The following is a 15,383-nucleotide window of genomic DNA, read 5'->3' as shown; positions in this document are numbered from 1 at the left end:
CCCGTGCTTCCGGAAAAGAACAAGGACTAGGATATGGCACAGGAACGTAGAGAAGGCGGTCGCGGCCGCGAACGCGAAGAGCGTGACGACGGCATGGTGGACAAGCTCGTCCACATCAACCGCGTCGCCAAGGTGGTGAAGGGTGGCCGTCGTTTCGGTTTTGCCGCTCTCGTCGTCGTCGGCGACCAGAAGGGCCGCGTCGGCTTCGGCCACGGCAAGGCGCGCGAAGTGCCGGAAGCGATCCGCAAGGCGACCGAGTCGGCCAAGCGCGACATGATCTTCGTGCCGTTGCGCTCGGGCCGCACGCTGCATCACGACGTCGAGGGCCGTTGGGGCGCCGGACGCGTTCTGTTGCGCGCCGCCAAGCAGGGTACCGGCATCATCGCCGGCGGTCCGATGCGCGCCGTCTTCGAGACGCTCGGCATGCATGACGTGGTCGCCAAGTCGATGGGTTCGTCGAACCCCTACAACATGGTTCGCGCCACCTTCGACGCGCTGAAGAGCCAGATGCATCCGAAGGATGTGGCTGCCGCGCGCGGCATCAAGTACTCGACCCTTCAGGCCCGCCGCGGCACCGCCGTTGCGGCTGAAGAATAGTCGACGCTGACCAGGGATTTCGACCATGGCCAAGAAAGCTACCAAGACCATCACCGTCGAGCAGATCGGCTCGCCGATCCGCCGGCCGAAGGAGCAGCGCGCGACGCTGGTCGGCCTCGGCCTGAACAAGATGCACAAGCGGCGCACGCTGGAAGATACCCCTTCCGTGCGTGGCATGATCGCCGCCGTCCAGCACCTCGTCCGCGTCGTGGACGAGGCCTGAACGGAAGCGCAGGAGAAGAATCATGAAACTCAACGATCTGCGTGACAAGGACGGCGCCACGCACTCCAAGAAGCGCCTCGGTCGCGGCATCGGCTCCGGCTCGGGCAAGACCGCCGGTCGCGGCGTCAAGGGCCAGAAGGCTCGCTCGGGCGTTGCCATCAATGGCTTCGAGGGCGGCCAGATGCCGCTCTACCGGCGCCTGCCGAAGCGTGGCTTCAACAACATCTTCGCCAAGAGCTTCACCGTCGTCTCGCTGGCCAAGATCCAGGCAGCCATCGACGCCAAGAAGCTCGACGCCAAGGCGACCGTGACGGCCGAGGCCCTGGTTGCCGCCGGCGTCATCCGCCGCGCCAAGGACGGCGTGCGCGTTCTCTCCGACGGCGAGCTCAAGGCCAAGGTTTCCTTCGACGTCGCCGGCGCCTCCAAGGCCGCGATCGAGAAGATCGAGAAGGCTGGCGGTTCGGTGAAGCTGCCGGAAGCGGCCGCCGCCGAGTAACGGCGATTTGAAGCGCGGCCGATCGGGATGATTCGCATTTTCCGTCGAACCGCACTTTGATCTGGTGAATTGGGCGGCCGCGTCAACGCGGCCGCTTGCATGTTTACGGTCCGGAGCTTATCTCGTGAGCTTCGGTGACACGCGCCGCCTGAGCTGCGGGCATCGAGCGTGACATGGAAATCAATGAAGTAGAGCATGACGTTGTCCGAAAACCGCTCCACACTTTTCGGCACCATGCTCTAGCGGAGAATCAGGCATGGCTTCGGCTGCTGAACAACTAGCCTCCAATCTGAATTTCGCGGCCTTCGCCAAGGCCGAGGATCTCAAGAAGCGCATCTGGTTCACTGTCGGCGCGCTGCTTGTCTACCGCCTCGGCACCTACATACCGCTTCCCGGCATCAATCCCGACGCCTTCGCCCAGGCCTTCTCCTCGCAGAGCAAGGGCGTGCTCGGCATGTTCAACATGTTCGCCGGCGGCGCCGTGCAGCGCATGGCGATCTTTGCGCTGGGCATCATGCCCTACATCTCCGCCTCCATCATCATGCAGCTGATGACGTCGGTCATCCCGTCGCTGGAAGCGCTGAAGAAGGAAGGCGAGCAGGGCCGCAAGATCATCAACCAGTACACGCGCTACGGCACCGTGCTCCTGGCGCTGATCCAGGCCTACGGCATTTCGATCGGCCTCGAAGGCGGCAACGGCATCGTCAACGATCCCGGCATGTTCTTCCGCATCTCGACCGTCGTCACGCTGGTCGGCGGCACCATGTTCCTGATGTGGCTCGGCGAGCAGATCACCGCGCGCGGCATCGGTAACGGCATCTCGCTGATCATCTTCTCCGGCATCGTCGCCGGCCTGCCGCGGGCCATCTCCGGCACGCTGGAGCTCGGCCGCACGGGAGCGCTGTCGACAGGCCTCATTCTGGCAATCATCGTGCTGGCCATCGTCGTCATCGCCGTGATCGTGTTCTTCGAACGCGCCCAGCGCCGCCTGCTCATCCAGTATCCGAAGCGCCAGGTCGGCAACCGCATGTTCCAGGGCGATACCTCGCATTTGCCGCTGAAGCTCAACACCTCGGGCGTCATCCCGCCGATCTTCGCGTCCTCGCTGCTACTTCTGCCGGCGACGGTCGCCGGCTTCTCGCAGGCGACGAACCTGCCGGCCTGGGCAAGCACGGTCCTGGCTTCGCTCGGCCACGGCCAGCCGCTCTACATGATCTTCTATGCGGGCATGATCGTCTTCTTCGCCTTCTTCTACACGGCGATCGTCTTCAACCCGAAGGACACCGCCGACCAGCTCAAGAAGCACTCCGGCTTCATCCCGGGCTATCGTCCGGGCGAGCGCACCGCCGAATATATCGACTATGTTCTGACGCGTATCACCGTCATCGGCGCCATCTACCTGGTGCTGGTCTGTCTGCTGCCGGAATTCCTGATTTCGGCGACTGGCGTACCTTTCTACCTCGGTGGCACATCGCTTCTGATCGTGGTCAGTGTCACGCTCGACACGGTGGCGCAGATTCAGGGTCACCTGATCGCGCACCAGTATGAGGGCCTGATCAAGAAGTCGAAGTTGCGCGGGGGGAAGAGGAGCAGATGAGGCTGATATTGCTTGGGCCGCCAGGAGCGGGCAAGGGGACGCAAGCACAAAGACTGGTAGAAAAACACGGCATCCCCCAACTCTCGACGGGTGACATGCTGCGTGCCGCCGTCCAAGCCGGAACCGAGGTCGGCAAGCGCGCCAAGGCGGTGATGGATGCCGGTGAGCTGGTCTCGGATGCAATCGTCAACGCCATCGTCGCCGAACGCATCGATCAGCCGGATTGCGCCAAGGGTTTCATCCTCGACGGTTATCCGCGCACGCTGGTCCAGGCCGACGCGGTCGAGGCCATGCTCGCCGAACGCGGCATTGCGCTCGACACCGTCATCGAGCTTGTCGTCGACGACAAGGCGCTGGTCGGCCGAATCGTCAAACGCGCCGAGGATGCCAAGGCCGCCGGCCAGCCGGTGCGCAAGGACGACAACCCGGCGGTGTTCGAGGAACGCCTGCGCGAATACTACAAGAAGACGGCGCCGCTGATCGGCTACTACTACGCCAAAGGCAAGCTCAAGACCGTCGACGGCATGGCCAGCATCGATGCAGTGACCACCGAGATCGGCAAGGTGCTCGCGGCTGCGGCGAAGTGAGCCGGGCCGGCAATTAAAGATTGCGCTTGGCGACAATTGAAGATTGCGCTTGACTGGATTGGGCCCTTGGGGTATGGCGGCCCGTCTTCCTATCAGGCATGGACTTTGCTTGCCCTTGCGGGCAAGGCAGTTGCTTTGAACCAGGAAACTCCCGCGAGGGCCGGCCTCCACCGGACGCGGGGCAACTTCGATAGCGCCGGCTTGTCCGGCCCAAATGGAGAAAGAGAAGAAAATGGCTCGTATAGCCGGCGTCAACATTCCGACCAACAAGCGCGTCGTCATTGCGCTTCAGTATATTCACGGCATCGGCAAGAAGTTCGCCCAGGAGATCGTCGACAAGGTCGGCATCCCGGCGGATCGCCGCGTCAACCAGCTGACCGACGCGGAAGTGCTGCAGATCCGCGAGACGATCGACCGCGACTACCAGGTCGAAGGCGACCTGCGCCGCGAAGTCTCGATGAACATCAAGCGGCTCATGGACCTCGGCTGCTACCGCGGCCTGCGTCACCGCCGCTCGCTGCCGGTTCGCGGCCAGCGCACGCATACCAATGCGCGCACCCGCAAGGGCCCGGCCAAGGCGATCGCCGGCAAGAAGAAGTAATTGAGCGAATAGTGAGTAGCCGTTAGCGAGTAGGGACCCTACTCGCCATTCCCTACTCACTACTCGCTTCTAAGGTGGAGCCGCTGGCATTACGGCGGTGTAGAGATCAACTGAAAGGACTACCATGGCCAAGGAAGCCGCTCGTGTTCGCCGTCGCGAACGCAAGAACATCTCGTCGGGCGTTGCCCACGTCAATTCGACCTTCAACAACACCATGATCACCATCACCGACGCGCAGGGCAATTCGATTGCCTGGTCGTCGGCCGGCGCCCAGGGCTTCAAAGGTTCGCGCAAGTCGACCCCGTTCGCCGCCCAGATGGCTGCCGAGGACGTCGCCAAGAAGGCGCAGGAACACGGCATGCGTATGCTCGAGGTCGAGGTCTGCGGACCCGGCTCCGGTCGTGAATCGGCCCTTCGCGCGCTGCAGGCGGCCGGCTTCACCATCACCTCGATCCGCGACGTGACGCCGATCCCGCACAATGGCTGCCGTCCGCGCAAGAAGCGCCGCGTCTGATTTTTTAAGCGCCGCGCGAACGCCACGGCGTTCCTCCGCGGTTTTCCGTGTCGCCCGCCACGATTGGATGGTGGCGGGGCAAAGGAAGGAAGACATTTATGATCCAGAAAAACTGGCAGGAACTGATCAAGCCGAACAAGATCGAGTTCTCGTCGAAGAAGAAGACGCTGACCACGCTGGTGGCCGAACCGCTCGAACGCGGCTTTGGCCTGACGCTGGGCAACGCGCTGCGGCGCGTGCTTCTGTCTTCGCTGCGCGGCGCGGCTGTGACCGCCGTGCAGATCGACGGCGTGCTGCATGAATTCTCGTCCATCGCCGGCGTGCGCGAGGACGTGACCGACATCGTGCTCAACATCAAGGAAATCGCCATCCGCATGGAAGGCGATGGTCCCAAGCGCATGGTCGTGCGCAAGCAGGGCCCGGGTGCCGTGCTCGCCGGCGACATCCAGACCGTGGGCGATGTCGAGATCCTCAACCCCGACCACGTCATCTGCACGCTGGACGAGGGCGCCGAGATCCGTATGGAGTTCACCGTCGACACCGGCAAGGGCTATGTGCCGGCAGAGCGCAACCGCGCCGAGGACGCGCCGATCGGCCTGATCCCGGTCGACAGCCTCTACTCGCCGGTCAAGAAGGTCTCCTACAAGGTCGAGAACACCCGCGAAGGCCAGGTTCTCGACTATGACAAGCTGACCATGACGATCGAGACCAACGGCTCGATCTCGGGCGAGGACGCGGTCGCTTTCGCCGCCCGCATCCTGCAGGACCAGCTCGCGCTCTTCGTCAACTTCGACGAGCCGCAAAAGGAAGTCGCGGCCGAAGCCGTCACCGAGCTCGCCTTCAACCCGGCACTGCTCAAGAAGGTCGACGAGCTCGAGCTTTCGGTGCGTTCGGCCAACTGCCTGAAGAACGACAACATCGTCTATATCGGCGACCTGATCCAGAAGACCGAAGCCGAGATGCTGCGCACCCCGAACTTCGGCCGCAAGTCGCTGAACGAGATCAAGGAAGTGCTGGCCGCCATGGGCCTCCATCTCGGTATGGAAGTGCCGGACTGGCCGCCGGAAAACATCGAAGACCTCGCAAAACGTTACGAAGACCAATATTGAGCATGAATTCCAAGGATCGGCGGCGTGAGCCGCTCGATCCGACGGTCATGCGGAAAACCATCAGAGGCCGTGGCCTCTTGAACAACTGAAGAAGGAAAAGAGCCATGCGCCACGGTTTCAAAGGCCGTCGTTTCGCCCGCAGCATCAGCCACCGCAAGTCGATGTTCGCCAACCTCGCCGTGTCTCTGATCGAGCACGAGCAGATCGTCACCACCCTGCCGAAGGCGAAGGACCTGCGTCCGATCGTCGAGAAGCTGGTGACGCTCGGCAAGCGCGGCGACCTGCACGCCCGCCGCCAGGTAATCGCGCAGATCGGCAATGAAGGCGTCGTCAAGCGCCTGTTCGAAACCCTCGCCCCGCGCTACGCCACCCGTAACGGCGGCTACCTGCGCATCATGAAGGCAGGCTTCCGCAAGGGCGACAACGCTGCCATGGCGGTCATCGAGTTCGTCGACCGCGACACTTCGGCCAAGGGCGCCGGCGACCGCGCCCGCATCGAGGCAGAAGGCACCAATGAGGAAACCGCGGCCGCCTGAGGCCGGCGTTTTCGTCAATGACTTCAAGGGGCCTACGGGCCCCTTTTGCATATGGAAGAGGTTTGAGCCGGGCGAGCGGAATTTCAGATCCGGGCTCACGCTTTTGCGCGACAAGCGCCGCATTTGTGTGCATTAGCCTTTCATTCTGCACAATCGTCGGGACAATGGCGCCCGATCTGGAGGATTCGGAATGCACCTCAAACGACTGTTTCTTGTCGCGGTTTGCGCGCTGGCCGTCTTCGCCGCGGCACCGGCCGCAAGACAGGCTTTTGCCGAGGACGCCGCCAAGCCGGCTGATCCGGGCCTCTCCGATGTGCTGACCGATCTCCTGCATGGCGTCGAAGGCGAGAACGGCACGTCCGGTCCCGACAAGCGCGTGCCGTTTGGCCGCGAGGAGGTGCAGCTCTCCTTCGCGCCGCTGGTCAAGCAGACGGCGCCGGCGGTGGTCAATGTCTATGCCTCGCAGACCGCCAAAGTGACCTCGCCCTTCGAGGGCGATCCCTTCTTCGAGGAGTTCTTCGGCCGCGCCCAGCCGCGCGCGCAGTCCTCGCTGGGCTCGGGAGTGCTGGTCGATCCGAGCGGCGTCATCGTCACCAATTTCCACGTCATCAAGGACGCCGACGAGGTTAAGGTCGCGACCGCGGACGGCCGCGAGTTCACCTCGAAGGTCATGCTCAAGGACGAGACGCTCGATCTCGCCGTGCTCAAGATCTCGGCCGACAAGCCGTTCCCGGTGATTGCCATCGGCGATTCCGACGCACTCGAGGTCGGCGACCTGGTGCTTGCCATCGGCAACCCGTTCGGCGTCGGCCAGACCACCACCAGCGGTATCGTCTCGGCGCTTGCCCGCAGCCATATCGGCGTCTCGGATTCAGGCTATTTCATCCAGACCGATGCGGCCATCAACCCTGGCAATTCGGGCGGCGCACTGATCAACATGGGCGGCCAGCTGGTCGGCATCAACACGGCCATCTACAGCCGCAGCGGCGGCTCGATCGGCATCGGGTTCGCCATTCCCTCTAACATGGTGCGCGCCTTCGCCGACGCCGCCAAGGCCGGACTGGACTTCTTCGAGCGTCCCTATATCGGCGCGGAATTCGAAATGGTGACCCCGCAGATCGCCGAATCCCTTGGCATGGAAAAGCCGACCGGCGCATTGGTCTCCACGGTGGACGCCACGGGGCCAGCGGGCAAGGCGGGCCTGAAGCCTGGCGACGTCGTCCTGTCGCTCAACAACACGCCAGTCGAAAGCATCGAGGCGCTCGACTACCGCATGGCGACGCTGTCGATCGGCACCAAGGCGACCTTCGCCGTGCTGAGCAAGGGGCAGCAGGCGACGCTGGAGATCCCGCTGGAGCGCGCGCCGGAAGGTGCCAAGCCCAGCGAAGTCACCTTGCGCGGCCGCAGTCCCTTTTCGGGCGCCAAGGTCGCGGAACTGTCGCCCAGGCTTGCCCAGCGGCTTGGCCTTCGCACCGATCTCAAGGGCGTCACCGTCATCGATATCAGCCGCGATTCGCCGGCCGCCGATTTCGGCTTCCAGCCCGGCGACATCGTGCGTGAGGTGAACGGCACCACCATCGACACCGCGGCGACGCTGGCGCAGGTTGCCCAGCAGGACACGCGCTGGTGGCGCTTTACCGTCGAGCGCGGCGGGCAGATACTGCGCCAGGTGTTGCGCTACTGAGGTGGTCTTCCCATTTAGAGCATGATCCCGAAAAGTGGGAACCGGTTTTCGGGTAAGATCATGCTCCAAAACGAGCGGGATCGCTTTTCAACCAAAAGACTTGCATGGCCGATCTGTTCAGTTCCGATGAACCGGAGAAAGTGGCGCCCGGGCGACCGCTGGCCGATCGGCTGCGCCCGAAGAACCTAGGCGAGGTCGTCGGCCAGGAGCATCTGACCGGCCCCGACGGCGCGCTGACCAGGCTGATCGATTCCGGTTCGCTCGGCTCGATGATCTTCTGGGGTCCGCCCGGCACCGGCAAGACGACGGTGGCGCGGCTGTTGGCCGGCGAGACCAATCTTGCCTTCGAGCAGATCTCCGCCGTGTTTTCCGGCGTCGCGGATCTCAAGAAGGTCTTCGAGGCGGCGAAGCTCAGGCGTGCCAACGGCCGCCAGACGCTGCTCTTCGTCGACGAGATCCATCGCTTCAACCGCGCCCAGCAGGACGGTTTTTTGCCGGTGATGGAAGACGGCACGGTGGTGCTGGTTGGCGCCACCACGGAGAACCCGTCCTTCGAGCTGAATGCAGCGCTTCTGTCGCGAGCGCGCGTTCTGGTGTTCCGTTCGCTGGGCGAGGAAAGCATCGCCAAGCTTCTGGCTCGGGCGGAAGAATCCGAGGGCCGGCCGCTGCCGCTCGATGAAGAGGCGCGCGCGATGCTGATCCGCATGGCGGACGGCGACGGCCGCGCCTCGCTGACACTGGCCGAGGAAGTCTGGCGCGCCGCGAAAAAAGGCGAGGTGTTCAGCCCTGAGGGCCTGCAACGCGTCATCCAGCGCCGCGCGCCGATCTACGACAAGGGCCAGGACGGCCATTACAATCTGATCTCGGCGCTGCATAAGTCGGTGCGCGGTTCCGATCCGGATGCGGCCCTCTACTATCTTGCCCGCATGTTCGATGCCGGCGAGGATCCGCTCTATCTCGGCCGCCGGCTGGTGCGCATGGCTGTGGAGGATATCGGGCTTGCGGATCCGCAGGCGCTTGTCGTCGCCAATGCCGCCAAGGACGCCTATGATTATCTCGGCTCGCCCGAGGGCGAGCTCGCCTTCGCCCAGGCCACCGTCTATCTGGCCACGGCGCCGAAATCGAACGCCCTCTACACAGCCTTCAAGGCTGCGACCGCGGCCGCCAAGGAGTTCGGCTCGCTGCTGCCGCCAAAACACATCCTCAACGCGCCGACCAAGCTGATGAAGCAGGAAGATTACGGCGCCGGCTATCGCTACGACCATGACGAGCCGGACGCGTTTTCGGGCCAGGACTATTTTCCGGAGAAGATGGGTCGGCGCGCTTTCTACGATCCGCCGGAGCGCGGTTTCGAGCGCGATATCCGCAAGCGGCTGGAATACTGGGCAAAGCTGCGCAGCGAACGGAACGGTTGAGTTGCGTGCCCCTGCGGTCGGCACGCTTCGTCGCGAAGCCGCGCCATGGGGCATACCCGCATCGATCGCCCTGCACGCGCTGCTCGCCGCGGTGCTGGTGTTGATGCCGCTGCCCAAGCCGCCAAAACGGCTGGAGGAAGAGCGGGTCTCGGTCGACATTCTGACGCCCCGGCAGTTCGAAGCCGCGACGCGGCCGACGCCGGCACAGGCAATGGAAGCACCGCCGCAGGTGCCAAAGCCGGAACCCGCGCTAAACCGACTGCTCCGCAACCTTCCACCCAGCCCGCCATGATCCATGCGGGCGAAATGCTGTCGGGAAAGACACTGGCCGATCCGCGCAGTCGGCATGCACGCGCGGACCTGGCAACCTTCGCCTCCGAGGAGCGTATGGTGCAGCTTTGCAATATCGAGGCCCAGGACCAGATCCACAAATGGTGTCCGGACTTCCAATCGAAGCGCGTCGTGCCTTACGCAACCGCCGAGGAGAAGGTGAGGGGCACCACGATCGAGGCGGAGGGCGCCGCCTTTCGCAGTCGCCGGAACTGGCACGGGCTGAAGTTCAATTGCGAGCTCGCCGGAGATGGCGAAAGCGTCGTCGGCTTCGAGTTCCTGGTCGGCGATCCTATCCCCAGAGACAGATGGGACGAGCTTGGCTTACCGGCCGTGCATTGAGATAAAGTGGAGTAAAAAACTCCAAATATCTGCTCCGACCGACCACCCGGACCGGTGCGGCGGCATTGTGCCGGGAAACAAAAAATCTTATCAAGACGCACGGCAGGCGGGGGTCGCCGTGATTTTGGCTAATGGAACAGGATCGCGCTCCCGCGCGAATGACAATGACAAAGCAAACCGTCAAGACGCTCCGCAAGGCCGCCATCGCGGTCGTGGTCCTCGCGCTCGCTTTCTACTTCATTCCAATCATCACGGCGATCTGGGTCGCCTGCGGCCTGATCGACGTCATGCGCAACGACCAGAAGAACCGGAACCTGTTCGAGCGCTACTTCCTCGGCAATGGCCTGTTCACCTGGCTGCTGGCGCCGTTCAACCTGATCGTCGATCTCCTCTGCTATCGCAACCCCGGGGTCTGGAAGCCCGAGCAGTTCCCTGAGGACTATCAGCGCGAGATCAACGAGGTCCTGGGCGTCTTCAAGGCCCGCAAGGACGAGATCATCGCCGACATCGACGCCAATTTCGGCGCTGGCCGGCGCGGCATGTATGTCTACCAGTGGTACGGCAAGCACAAGATCGACAACGTTCCCGAATTCAACAAGGACTACAAATACATCAAGACGATCGCGGTATCCGTTTTCAGCAAGCGCGAATCCACATCCTGGCATTTCGGTCCGCTGCGCCTCAGCCTGCGCATCCTCTACAATCTGATCCCGGTGAAGGCGGAGATCTTCGTGCAGTGCGGCAGCAAGAAGAACTACTGGTACGACAACCCGCTGTTCATCTTCGACGACACGCTGTTCCACCGCTCGGTCAACGAATATGATGGCCGCCGCTATTGCGTCTTTGTCGATATCATCCGGCCGTCCCCATTCCCGAAGCTGATCGCCGGCCTTCTCGCCATCGTCTCGGTCAGTGTGGAACGCATCAATTCCATCTTCTACAAGAACTGGAAGATGATCGGCTCGTCCAAGCCGAAGGCCGCCGCCAACTGATTTTGCACCAGGCCGCAGCCCTGGTTCGGCCGATATCCAGCCGAACCAGCGAAACCCACTCTTGAACCAACGTCCTATAGCGCCGCGAGGCTCCCGCCGTTAAAACTCTTCCATCGGATATATCCGTACGGATATAACGACAACGAGCGGAAGGAGGATCCGCTCGCTGGGAGGATGGCTTGAGCGGACGGCAAGCAGCCGGTCATGCGGATTTTGTCCAGGCCTCGATCGCCAGGAGCGACGCGGCCCGTTCGGCGCTGGTCGCCTCGTGGCAGCGCTCCCTGCAACTGCATCACCTCGATCCGGCAGAACGCACGGCGCCCAGGCGGCTGACCGAGGTTGAATTGCGGTGGGCCCGTCAGCGTATGGAGCGGATGATCCGCGCGGCGGAAGCAAGCCTCAACCGGCTCTATCTGGCGGTAGGCGGCGTCGGCTGCTGCGTGATGCTGGCCGATCGCGACGGCACCCCGGTCGAGCGCCGGGGCGCGGTCGCCGACGACGAAACCTTCGACGAATGGGGCCTGTGGACCGGCACGGTCTGGAGCGAGGACAGTGAAGGCACCAACGGCATCGGCACCTGCCTTGCCGAACAGCGGGCGCTAACCATCCATCGCGACCAGCATTTCTTTTCGCGCAACACGCTGATGAGCTGCACCACGGCACCGGTCTACGACCATGAAGGCAATCTGGCGGCCGCGCTCGACGTATCGTCCTGCCGCTCGGACCTGACGGAAGGCTTCGTCCAGCTTATCTCGGTCGCGGTGGGCGATGCCGCGCGCCGCATCGAGGCGGAAAATTTCCGCTTGTTCTACTCCAATGCCCGCATCCTTTTGGCGCCGGTCGCAGAACGCGGCGCCGGCGCGCTGATCGCGGTCGACCAGGACGACCTGGTGATCGGCGCGACCCGGTCGGCGCGCCTAGCGCTTGGCATTACCGGCGAAGTCCTGGCCAAGGGACTGCTGGCTGCCGATGTTCTCGGCGATTCCGCCAAGGCTGCCGAAGACCTCGACGACGCCGAACGCGGCGCGCTGCAGCGGGCGATGGCGCGCGCCGGCGGCAATGTCTCGGCGGCGGCGCAGAGCCTCGGCATCTCGCGCGCGACGCTGCATCGCAAGCTCGCGCGTTTCGGCATACGCCGCCCGCACTGAAACAAGCTGTCATTTCGGTGAAATGTCAAAATGACCTGTCGCAGTTCTGCGACAGTCGGCACCGGCGATCGATCGGCCCCGGGCTGACAAGCCGGCGTCGATCCGCGACCCTTCCTCTCCAGCGCGCCGCATCCCGCGGCGTGGTTTTTGGGAGGATGCGATGAACAAGGTGGAATTCTCGCGCACGGCCAAGGTTCCGTTCGCCAAGCGCTACGACAACTTCATCGGTGGCAAGTGGGCAGCACCGCTCTCAGGCAGGTATTTCGAGAACATCTCGCCGGTCACCGGCCGGCCGTTGGGCGAGATCGCCCGCTCGGATGCCAAGGACATCGATGCCGCGCTCGACGCCGCTCACAAGGCCAAGGACGCCTGGGGCAAGACCAGCCCCGCGGCACGCGCGTTGATCCTCAACCGCATCGCCGACCGTATGGAAGACAATCTCGACCTTCTGGCGCTCGCCGAGACCTGGGACAACGGCAAGCCGATCCGCGAGACGACCGCCGCCGATCTCCCCCTGGCCATCGACCATTTCCGCTACTTCGCCGGCGTGCTGCGCGGCCAGGAAGGCTCGATCTCCGAAATCGATCACGACACCGTCGCCTATCACTTCCACGAGCCGCTCGGCGTCGTCGGCCAGATCATTCCCTGGAACTTCCCGCTGCTGATGGCTGTATGGAAGCTCGCGCCCGCACTTGCCGCCGGCAATTGCGTGGTGCTGAAGCCGGCCGAGCAGACCCCGGCAACGATCATGCTGTGGGCCGACCTCATCGGTGACCTTTTGCCCGAAGGCGTGCTCAATATCGTCAACGGCTTCGGCCTCGAGGCCGGAAAGCCGCTCGCCTCGTCGAACCGCATTGCCAAGATCGCCTTCACCGGCGAGACGACGACAGGCCGCCTGATCTCGCAATATGCCAGCCAGAACCTCATTCCGGTGACGCTCGAGCTTGGCGGCAAATCGCCCAACATCTTCTTCCAGGACGTGACGGCGGAAGACGACGATTTCTTCGACAAGGCGATCGAGGGCTTCGTCATGTTCGCGCTCAACCAGGGCGAGGTCTGCACGTGCCCCAGCCGCGCGCTCGTGCATGAGAAGATCTACGACAGGTTCATCGAGCGCGCGCTGAAGCGTGTCGAGGCGATCGTCCAGGGCGATCCGCTCGATCCCGCCACCATGATCGGCGCGCAGGCGTCGAGCGAGCAGCTGGAAAAGATCCTGTCCTACTTCGACATCGGCCGCCAGGAAGGCGCCGAGGTGTTGACCGGCGGCGAGCAGAACCATCTGCCGGGCGACCTTGCCGGCGGCTACTACGTCAAGCCGACCGTGTTCAAGGGCAACAACAAGATGCGTATCTTCCAGGAGGAGATATTTGGTCCCGTCGTGTCCGTGACGACCTTCAAGGACGATGACGAAGCGCTGTCGATCGCCAACGACACGCTCTACGGCCTGGGCGCCGGCATCTGGAGCAGAGACGCCAACCGCTGCTACCGCTTCGGCCGCGCCATCCAGGCCGGGCGGGTCTGGACCAACTGCTACCACGCCTATCCGGCGCATGCCGCCTTCGGCGGGTACAAGCAGTCCGGCATCGGCCGCGAGAACCACAAAATGATGCTCGACCACTACCAGCAGACCAAGAACATGCTGGTCAGCTACAGCCCCAAGAAGCTCGGCTTCTTCTGATCCTCCCAGGGCCGAAGGGAGGGCGCGGTTCACCCGCGTCCTCCCGTCATTTGGAGGAGGTTTCGATGGATAGTGCTTCATTGGGCAAAGTGTCGGCCACACCGGAGGCCAAGGCGCTGCTTGCCGAGATTATCGCCGATCACGGCCCGGTTCTGTTCCACCAGTCCGGCGGCTGCTGCGACGGCTCGTCGCCGATGTGCTATCAGCGCGGCGAGCTCATGATCGGCGACAACGACGTGAAGCTCGGCGAGATCGGCGACACGCCGGTCTATATCAGCGCCTCGCAATATGAGGCGTGGAAGCACACCGACCTGACCATCGATGTGGTGAAGGGCAGGGGTGGCATGTTCTCGCTCGACAATGGCCGCGAGAAACGATTCCTGACGCGCTCGACGATCTGCGCCGTTCCGCCGCCATATTCCGGCGACTGAGCGAATAGCCTGGTCGGCATCCAGCGCGACGTTGGGGTAATCGTCCGGCTTTGTTGGGCCTTTGGCTCGCAACATCCTCGCCTTAGTGCTATGGCCCGCTTTCGAATGGAAAAGCGAAGTCATGGCAAGTGTTGAACAGATCACGGTGGAGGCCGGCGAGGCGGGCATGCGGCTCGACCGCTGGTTCAAGGTCCATTATCCGGGCCTCGGCTTCGGCCACCTGCAAAAGCTCTTGCGCTCCGGCCAGGTCCGCGTCAACGGCGGCCGGGTGAAGGCAGACACGCGCGTCGAGCCGGGCCAGACCGTGCGCGTGCCGCCGCTGGAGGTCGACAAGAAGGGCGATACCGCGCTCACCGGCCACTCGATCCGCAACCAGGGCGACGCCGATGTGCTCGCCAAGATGCTGTTGCATGAGGACCCGAAGGTCTTTGTCTTCAACAAGCCGGCCGGCTTGGCGGTGCAGGGCGGCTCGGGCGTCACCCGCAATGTCGACGACATGCTGGAGGCCTGGCGCAACCAGAAGGGTGAGAAGCCGCGCCTCGTCCATCGCCTCGACCGCGACACGTCCGGCGTGCTGGTGGTGGCCCGCACCCGTCTTGCCGCGATGAAGCTTTCGGAAGCGTTCCGCGCGCGCGAAACCAAGAAGACCTATTGGGCGCTGGTCAAGGGCGTGCCGCCGAAGCGCGAGGACAAGATTTCGACTTGGCTGATCAAGGAGCCGACTGAGGACGGCGACCGTGTACGCGTGGCCGCGCATGGGGAAAAAGGCGCCGACCACGCTGTGTCCTTCTACCGCATCATCGAGCAAGCGGCACAGACCATGAGCTGGCTTGAAATGGAGCCTTATACCGGCCGCACACACCAGCTTCGCGTTCATGCCGCCCATATCGGCTGCCCGATCATCGGCGATCCCAAATATTTCGAGGCCGATACTAACTGGGATTTCCCAGGCGGCATCCAGAACCGGCTGCATCTCCATGCCCGCCGCATCGTCATCCCGCATCCCGACCAGGGCGTGATCGACGTGACGGCGCCGATGCCGCCGCATATGCGCCAGAGCTGGAACCTGCTCGGCTTCGACGAACAGAGCGCGGAGGACTGAG

Annotated in this window: 18 protein-coding genes; all 18 read left to right on the top strand. The window is 63.5% G+C overall.

Annotated features, from left to right (window positions below; all coding sequences use genetic code 11):
• Positions 1-33 precede the first annotated feature (33 nt).
• The 18 genes from rpsE to LB572_RS11950 all read left to right on the top strand — a co-directional run bounded on the left by rpsE (position 34) and on the right by LB572_RS11950 (position 15,382).
• The gene (gene rpsE, locus LB572_RS12035; protein ID WP_032933400.1) at positions 34-597 is read left to right on the top strand and encodes a 30S ribosomal protein S5; all 564 of its coding nucleotides are present in this window, start codon (positions 34-36) and stop codon (positions 595-597) included.
• 25 nt (positions 598-622) lie between these two features.
• Positions 623-820, top strand: coding sequence for a 50S ribosomal protein L30 (gene rpmD, locus LB572_RS12030; protein ID WP_027170355.1), 198 nt, complete (start codon positions 623-625; stop codon positions 818-820).
• Positions 821-842: 22 nt separating this feature from the next.
• Positions 843-1,316, top strand: coding sequence for a 50S ribosomal protein L15 (gene rplO / locus LB572_RS12025; RefSeq protein ID WP_140802998.1), 474 nt, complete (start codon positions 843-845; stop codon positions 1,314-1,316).
• A gap of 256 nt (positions 1,317-1,572) precedes the next feature.
• Positions 1,573-2,913 (top strand): preprotein translocase subunit SecY, encoded by a 1,341-nt coding sequence (gene secY, locus LB572_RS12020; RefSeq protein ID WP_140802999.1) that lies wholly within the window; start codon positions 1,573-1,575, stop codon positions 2,911-2,913.
• A complete protein-coding gene (locus tag LB572_RS12015) occupies positions 2,910-3,500 on the top strand; it encodes an adenylate kinase (protein WP_140803000.1) in 591 nt (196 codons plus the stop codon). The genes secY and LB572_RS12015 overlap by 4 nt, the downstream gene beginning before the upstream one ends.
• 232 nt (positions 3,501-3,732) lie before the next feature.
• Positions 3,733-4,101 (top strand): 30S ribosomal protein S13, encoded by a 369-nt coding sequence (gene rpsM / locus LB572_RS12010; protein ID WP_027170351.1) that lies wholly within the window; start codon positions 3,733-3,735, stop codon positions 4,099-4,101.
• A gap of 124 nt (positions 4,102-4,225) precedes the next feature.
• Positions 4,226-4,615, top strand: coding sequence for a 30S ribosomal protein S11 (gene rpsK, locus LB572_RS12005; protein WP_006205444.1), 390 nt, complete (start codon positions 4,226-4,228; stop codon positions 4,613-4,615).
• Positions 4,616-4,713: 98 nt separating this feature from the next.
• Entirely contained in the window at positions 4,714-5,724 is a 1,011-nt protein-coding gene (locus LB572_RS12000) for a DNA-directed RNA polymerase subunit alpha (protein WP_040983001.1), read from the top strand.
• Between the two features lie 104 nt (positions 5,725-5,828).
• Positions 5,829-6,260, top strand: coding sequence for a 50S ribosomal protein L17 (gene rplQ, locus LB572_RS11995; RefSeq protein ID WP_224667860.1), 432 nt, complete (start codon positions 5,829-5,831; stop codon positions 6,258-6,260).
• Between the two features lie 190 nt (positions 6,261-6,450).
• On the top strand, positions 6,451-7,944 hold the full coding sequence (locus LB572_RS11990; protein WP_224667859.1) for a DegQ family serine endoprotease: 1,494 nt from the start codon (positions 6,451-6,453) through the stop codon (positions 7,942-7,944).
• Positions 7,945-8,048: 104 nt separating this feature from the next.
• Complete coding sequence (locus tag LB572_RS11985; protein WP_140803003.1) at positions 8,049-9,359, top strand: replication-associated recombination protein A; 1,311 nt, start codon at positions 8,049-8,051, stop codon at positions 9,357-9,359.
• A 1-nt stretch (position 9,360) separates the two neighbouring features.
• The gene (locus tag LB572_RS11980; protein ID WP_224667858.1) at positions 9,361-9,651 is read left to right on the top strand and encodes a hypothetical protein; all 291 of its coding nucleotides are present in this window, start codon (positions 9,361-9,363) and stop codon (positions 9,649-9,651) included.
• Positions 9,648-10,031 carry a DUF930 domain-containing protein gene (locus tag LB572_RS11975; protein WP_224667857.1) on the top strand — a complete coding sequence of 128 codons (384 nt, stop codon included), beginning with the start codon at positions 9,648-9,650 and terminating at the stop codon, positions 10,029-10,031. Before LB572_RS11980 ends, LB572_RS11975 begins: the two co-directional genes overlap by 4 nt.
• A 164-nt stretch (positions 10,032-10,195) precedes the next feature.
• Positions 10,196-11,023: an aspartyl/asparaginyl beta-hydroxylase domain-containing protein gene (locus tag LB572_RS11970; RefSeq protein WP_224667856.1), complete on the top strand. Its 828-nt coding sequence runs from the start codon at positions 10,196-10,198 to the stop codon at positions 11,021-11,023.
• 179 nt (positions 11,024-11,202) lie between these two features.
• On the top strand, positions 11,203-12,171 hold the full coding sequence (locus LB572_RS11965; RefSeq protein ID WP_140803006.1) for a helix-turn-helix domain-containing protein: 969 nt from the start codon (positions 11,203-11,205) through the stop codon (positions 12,169-12,171).
• A gap of 160 nt (positions 12,172-12,331) precedes the next feature.
• Positions 12,332-13,849 carry an aldehyde dehydrogenase gene (gene adh, locus LB572_RS11960; RefSeq protein ID WP_140803007.1) on the top strand — a complete coding sequence of 506 codons (1,518 nt, stop codon included), beginning with the start codon at positions 12,332-12,334 and terminating at the stop codon, positions 13,847-13,849.
• Between the two features lie 65 nt (positions 13,850-13,914).
• Complete coding sequence (locus LB572_RS11955) at positions 13,915-14,280, top strand: DUF779 domain-containing protein (protein ID WP_224667855.1); 366 nt, start codon at positions 13,915-13,917, stop codon at positions 14,278-14,280.
• Positions 14,281-14,401: 121 nt separating this feature from the next.
• The gene (locus LB572_RS11950) at positions 14,402-15,382 is read left to right on the top strand and encodes an RluA family pseudouridine synthase (RefSeq protein WP_224667854.1); all 981 of its coding nucleotides are present in this window, start codon (positions 14,402-14,404) and stop codon (positions 15,380-15,382) included.
• Position 15,383 lies beyond the last annotated feature (1 nt).

This window comes from Mesorhizobium sp. BH1-1-5 (genome assembly GCF_020165615.1).
Taxonomy (GTDB): domain Bacteria; phylum Pseudomonadota; class Alphaproteobacteria; order Rhizobiales; family Rhizobiaceae; genus Mesorhizobium.
Note: the sequence above shows the minus strand (reverse complement) of the source record. Positions and strands in the feature narration are given on the sequence as shown.

Coding starts and splice junctions, on each gene's coding strand:
- rpsE (WP_032933400.1), top strand. CDS start 34: ATGGCACAGGAACGTAGAGAAGGCGGTCGCGGCCGCGAACGCGAAGAG.
- rpmD (WP_027170355.1), top strand. CDS start 623: ATGGCCAAGAAAGCTACCAAGACCATCACCGTCGAGCAGATCGGCTCG.
- rplO (WP_140802998.1), top strand. CDS start 843: ATGAAACTCAACGATCTGCGTGACAAGGACGGCGCCACGCACTCCAAG.
- secY (WP_140802999.1), top strand. CDS start 1,573: ATGGCTTCGGCTGCTGAACAACTAGCCTCCAATCTGAATTTCGCGGCC.
- LB572_RS12015 (WP_140803000.1), top strand. CDS start 2,910: ATGAGGCTGATATTGCTTGGGCCGCCAGGAGCGGGCAAGGGGACGCAA.
- rpsM (WP_027170351.1), top strand. CDS start 3,733: ATGGCTCGTATAGCCGGCGTCAACATTCCGACCAACAAGCGCGTCGTC.
- rpsK (WP_006205444.1), top strand. CDS start 4,226: ATGGCCAAGGAAGCCGCTCGTGTTCGCCGTCGCGAACGCAAGAACATC.
- LB572_RS12000 (WP_040983001.1), top strand. CDS start 4,714: ATGATCCAGAAAAACTGGCAGGAACTGATCAAGCCGAACAAGATCGAG.
- rplQ (WP_224667860.1), top strand. CDS start 5,829: ATGCGCCACGGTTTCAAAGGCCGTCGTTTCGCCCGCAGCATCAGCCAC.
- LB572_RS11990 (WP_224667859.1), top strand. CDS start 6,451: ATGCACCTCAAACGACTGTTTCTTGTCGCGGTTTGCGCGCTGGCCGTC.
- LB572_RS11985 (WP_140803003.1), top strand. CDS start 8,049: ATGGCCGATCTGTTCAGTTCCGATGAACCGGAGAAAGTGGCGCCCGGG.
- LB572_RS11975 (WP_224667857.1), top strand. CDS start 9,648: ATGATCCATGCGGGCGAAATGCTGTCGGGAAAGACACTGGCCGATCCG.
- LB572_RS11970 (WP_224667856.1), top strand. CDS start 10,196: ATGACAAAGCAAACCGTCAAGACGCTCCGCAAGGCCGCCATCGCGGTC.
- adh (WP_140803007.1), top strand. CDS start 12,332: ATGAACAAGGTGGAATTCTCGCGCACGGCCAAGGTTCCGTTCGCCAAG.
- LB572_RS11955 (WP_224667855.1), top strand. CDS start 13,915: ATGGATAGTGCTTCATTGGGCAAAGTGTCGGCCACACCGGAGGCCAAG.
- LB572_RS11950 (WP_224667854.1), top strand. CDS start 14,402: ATGGCAAGTGTTGAACAGATCACGGTGGAGGCCGGCGAGGCGGGCATG.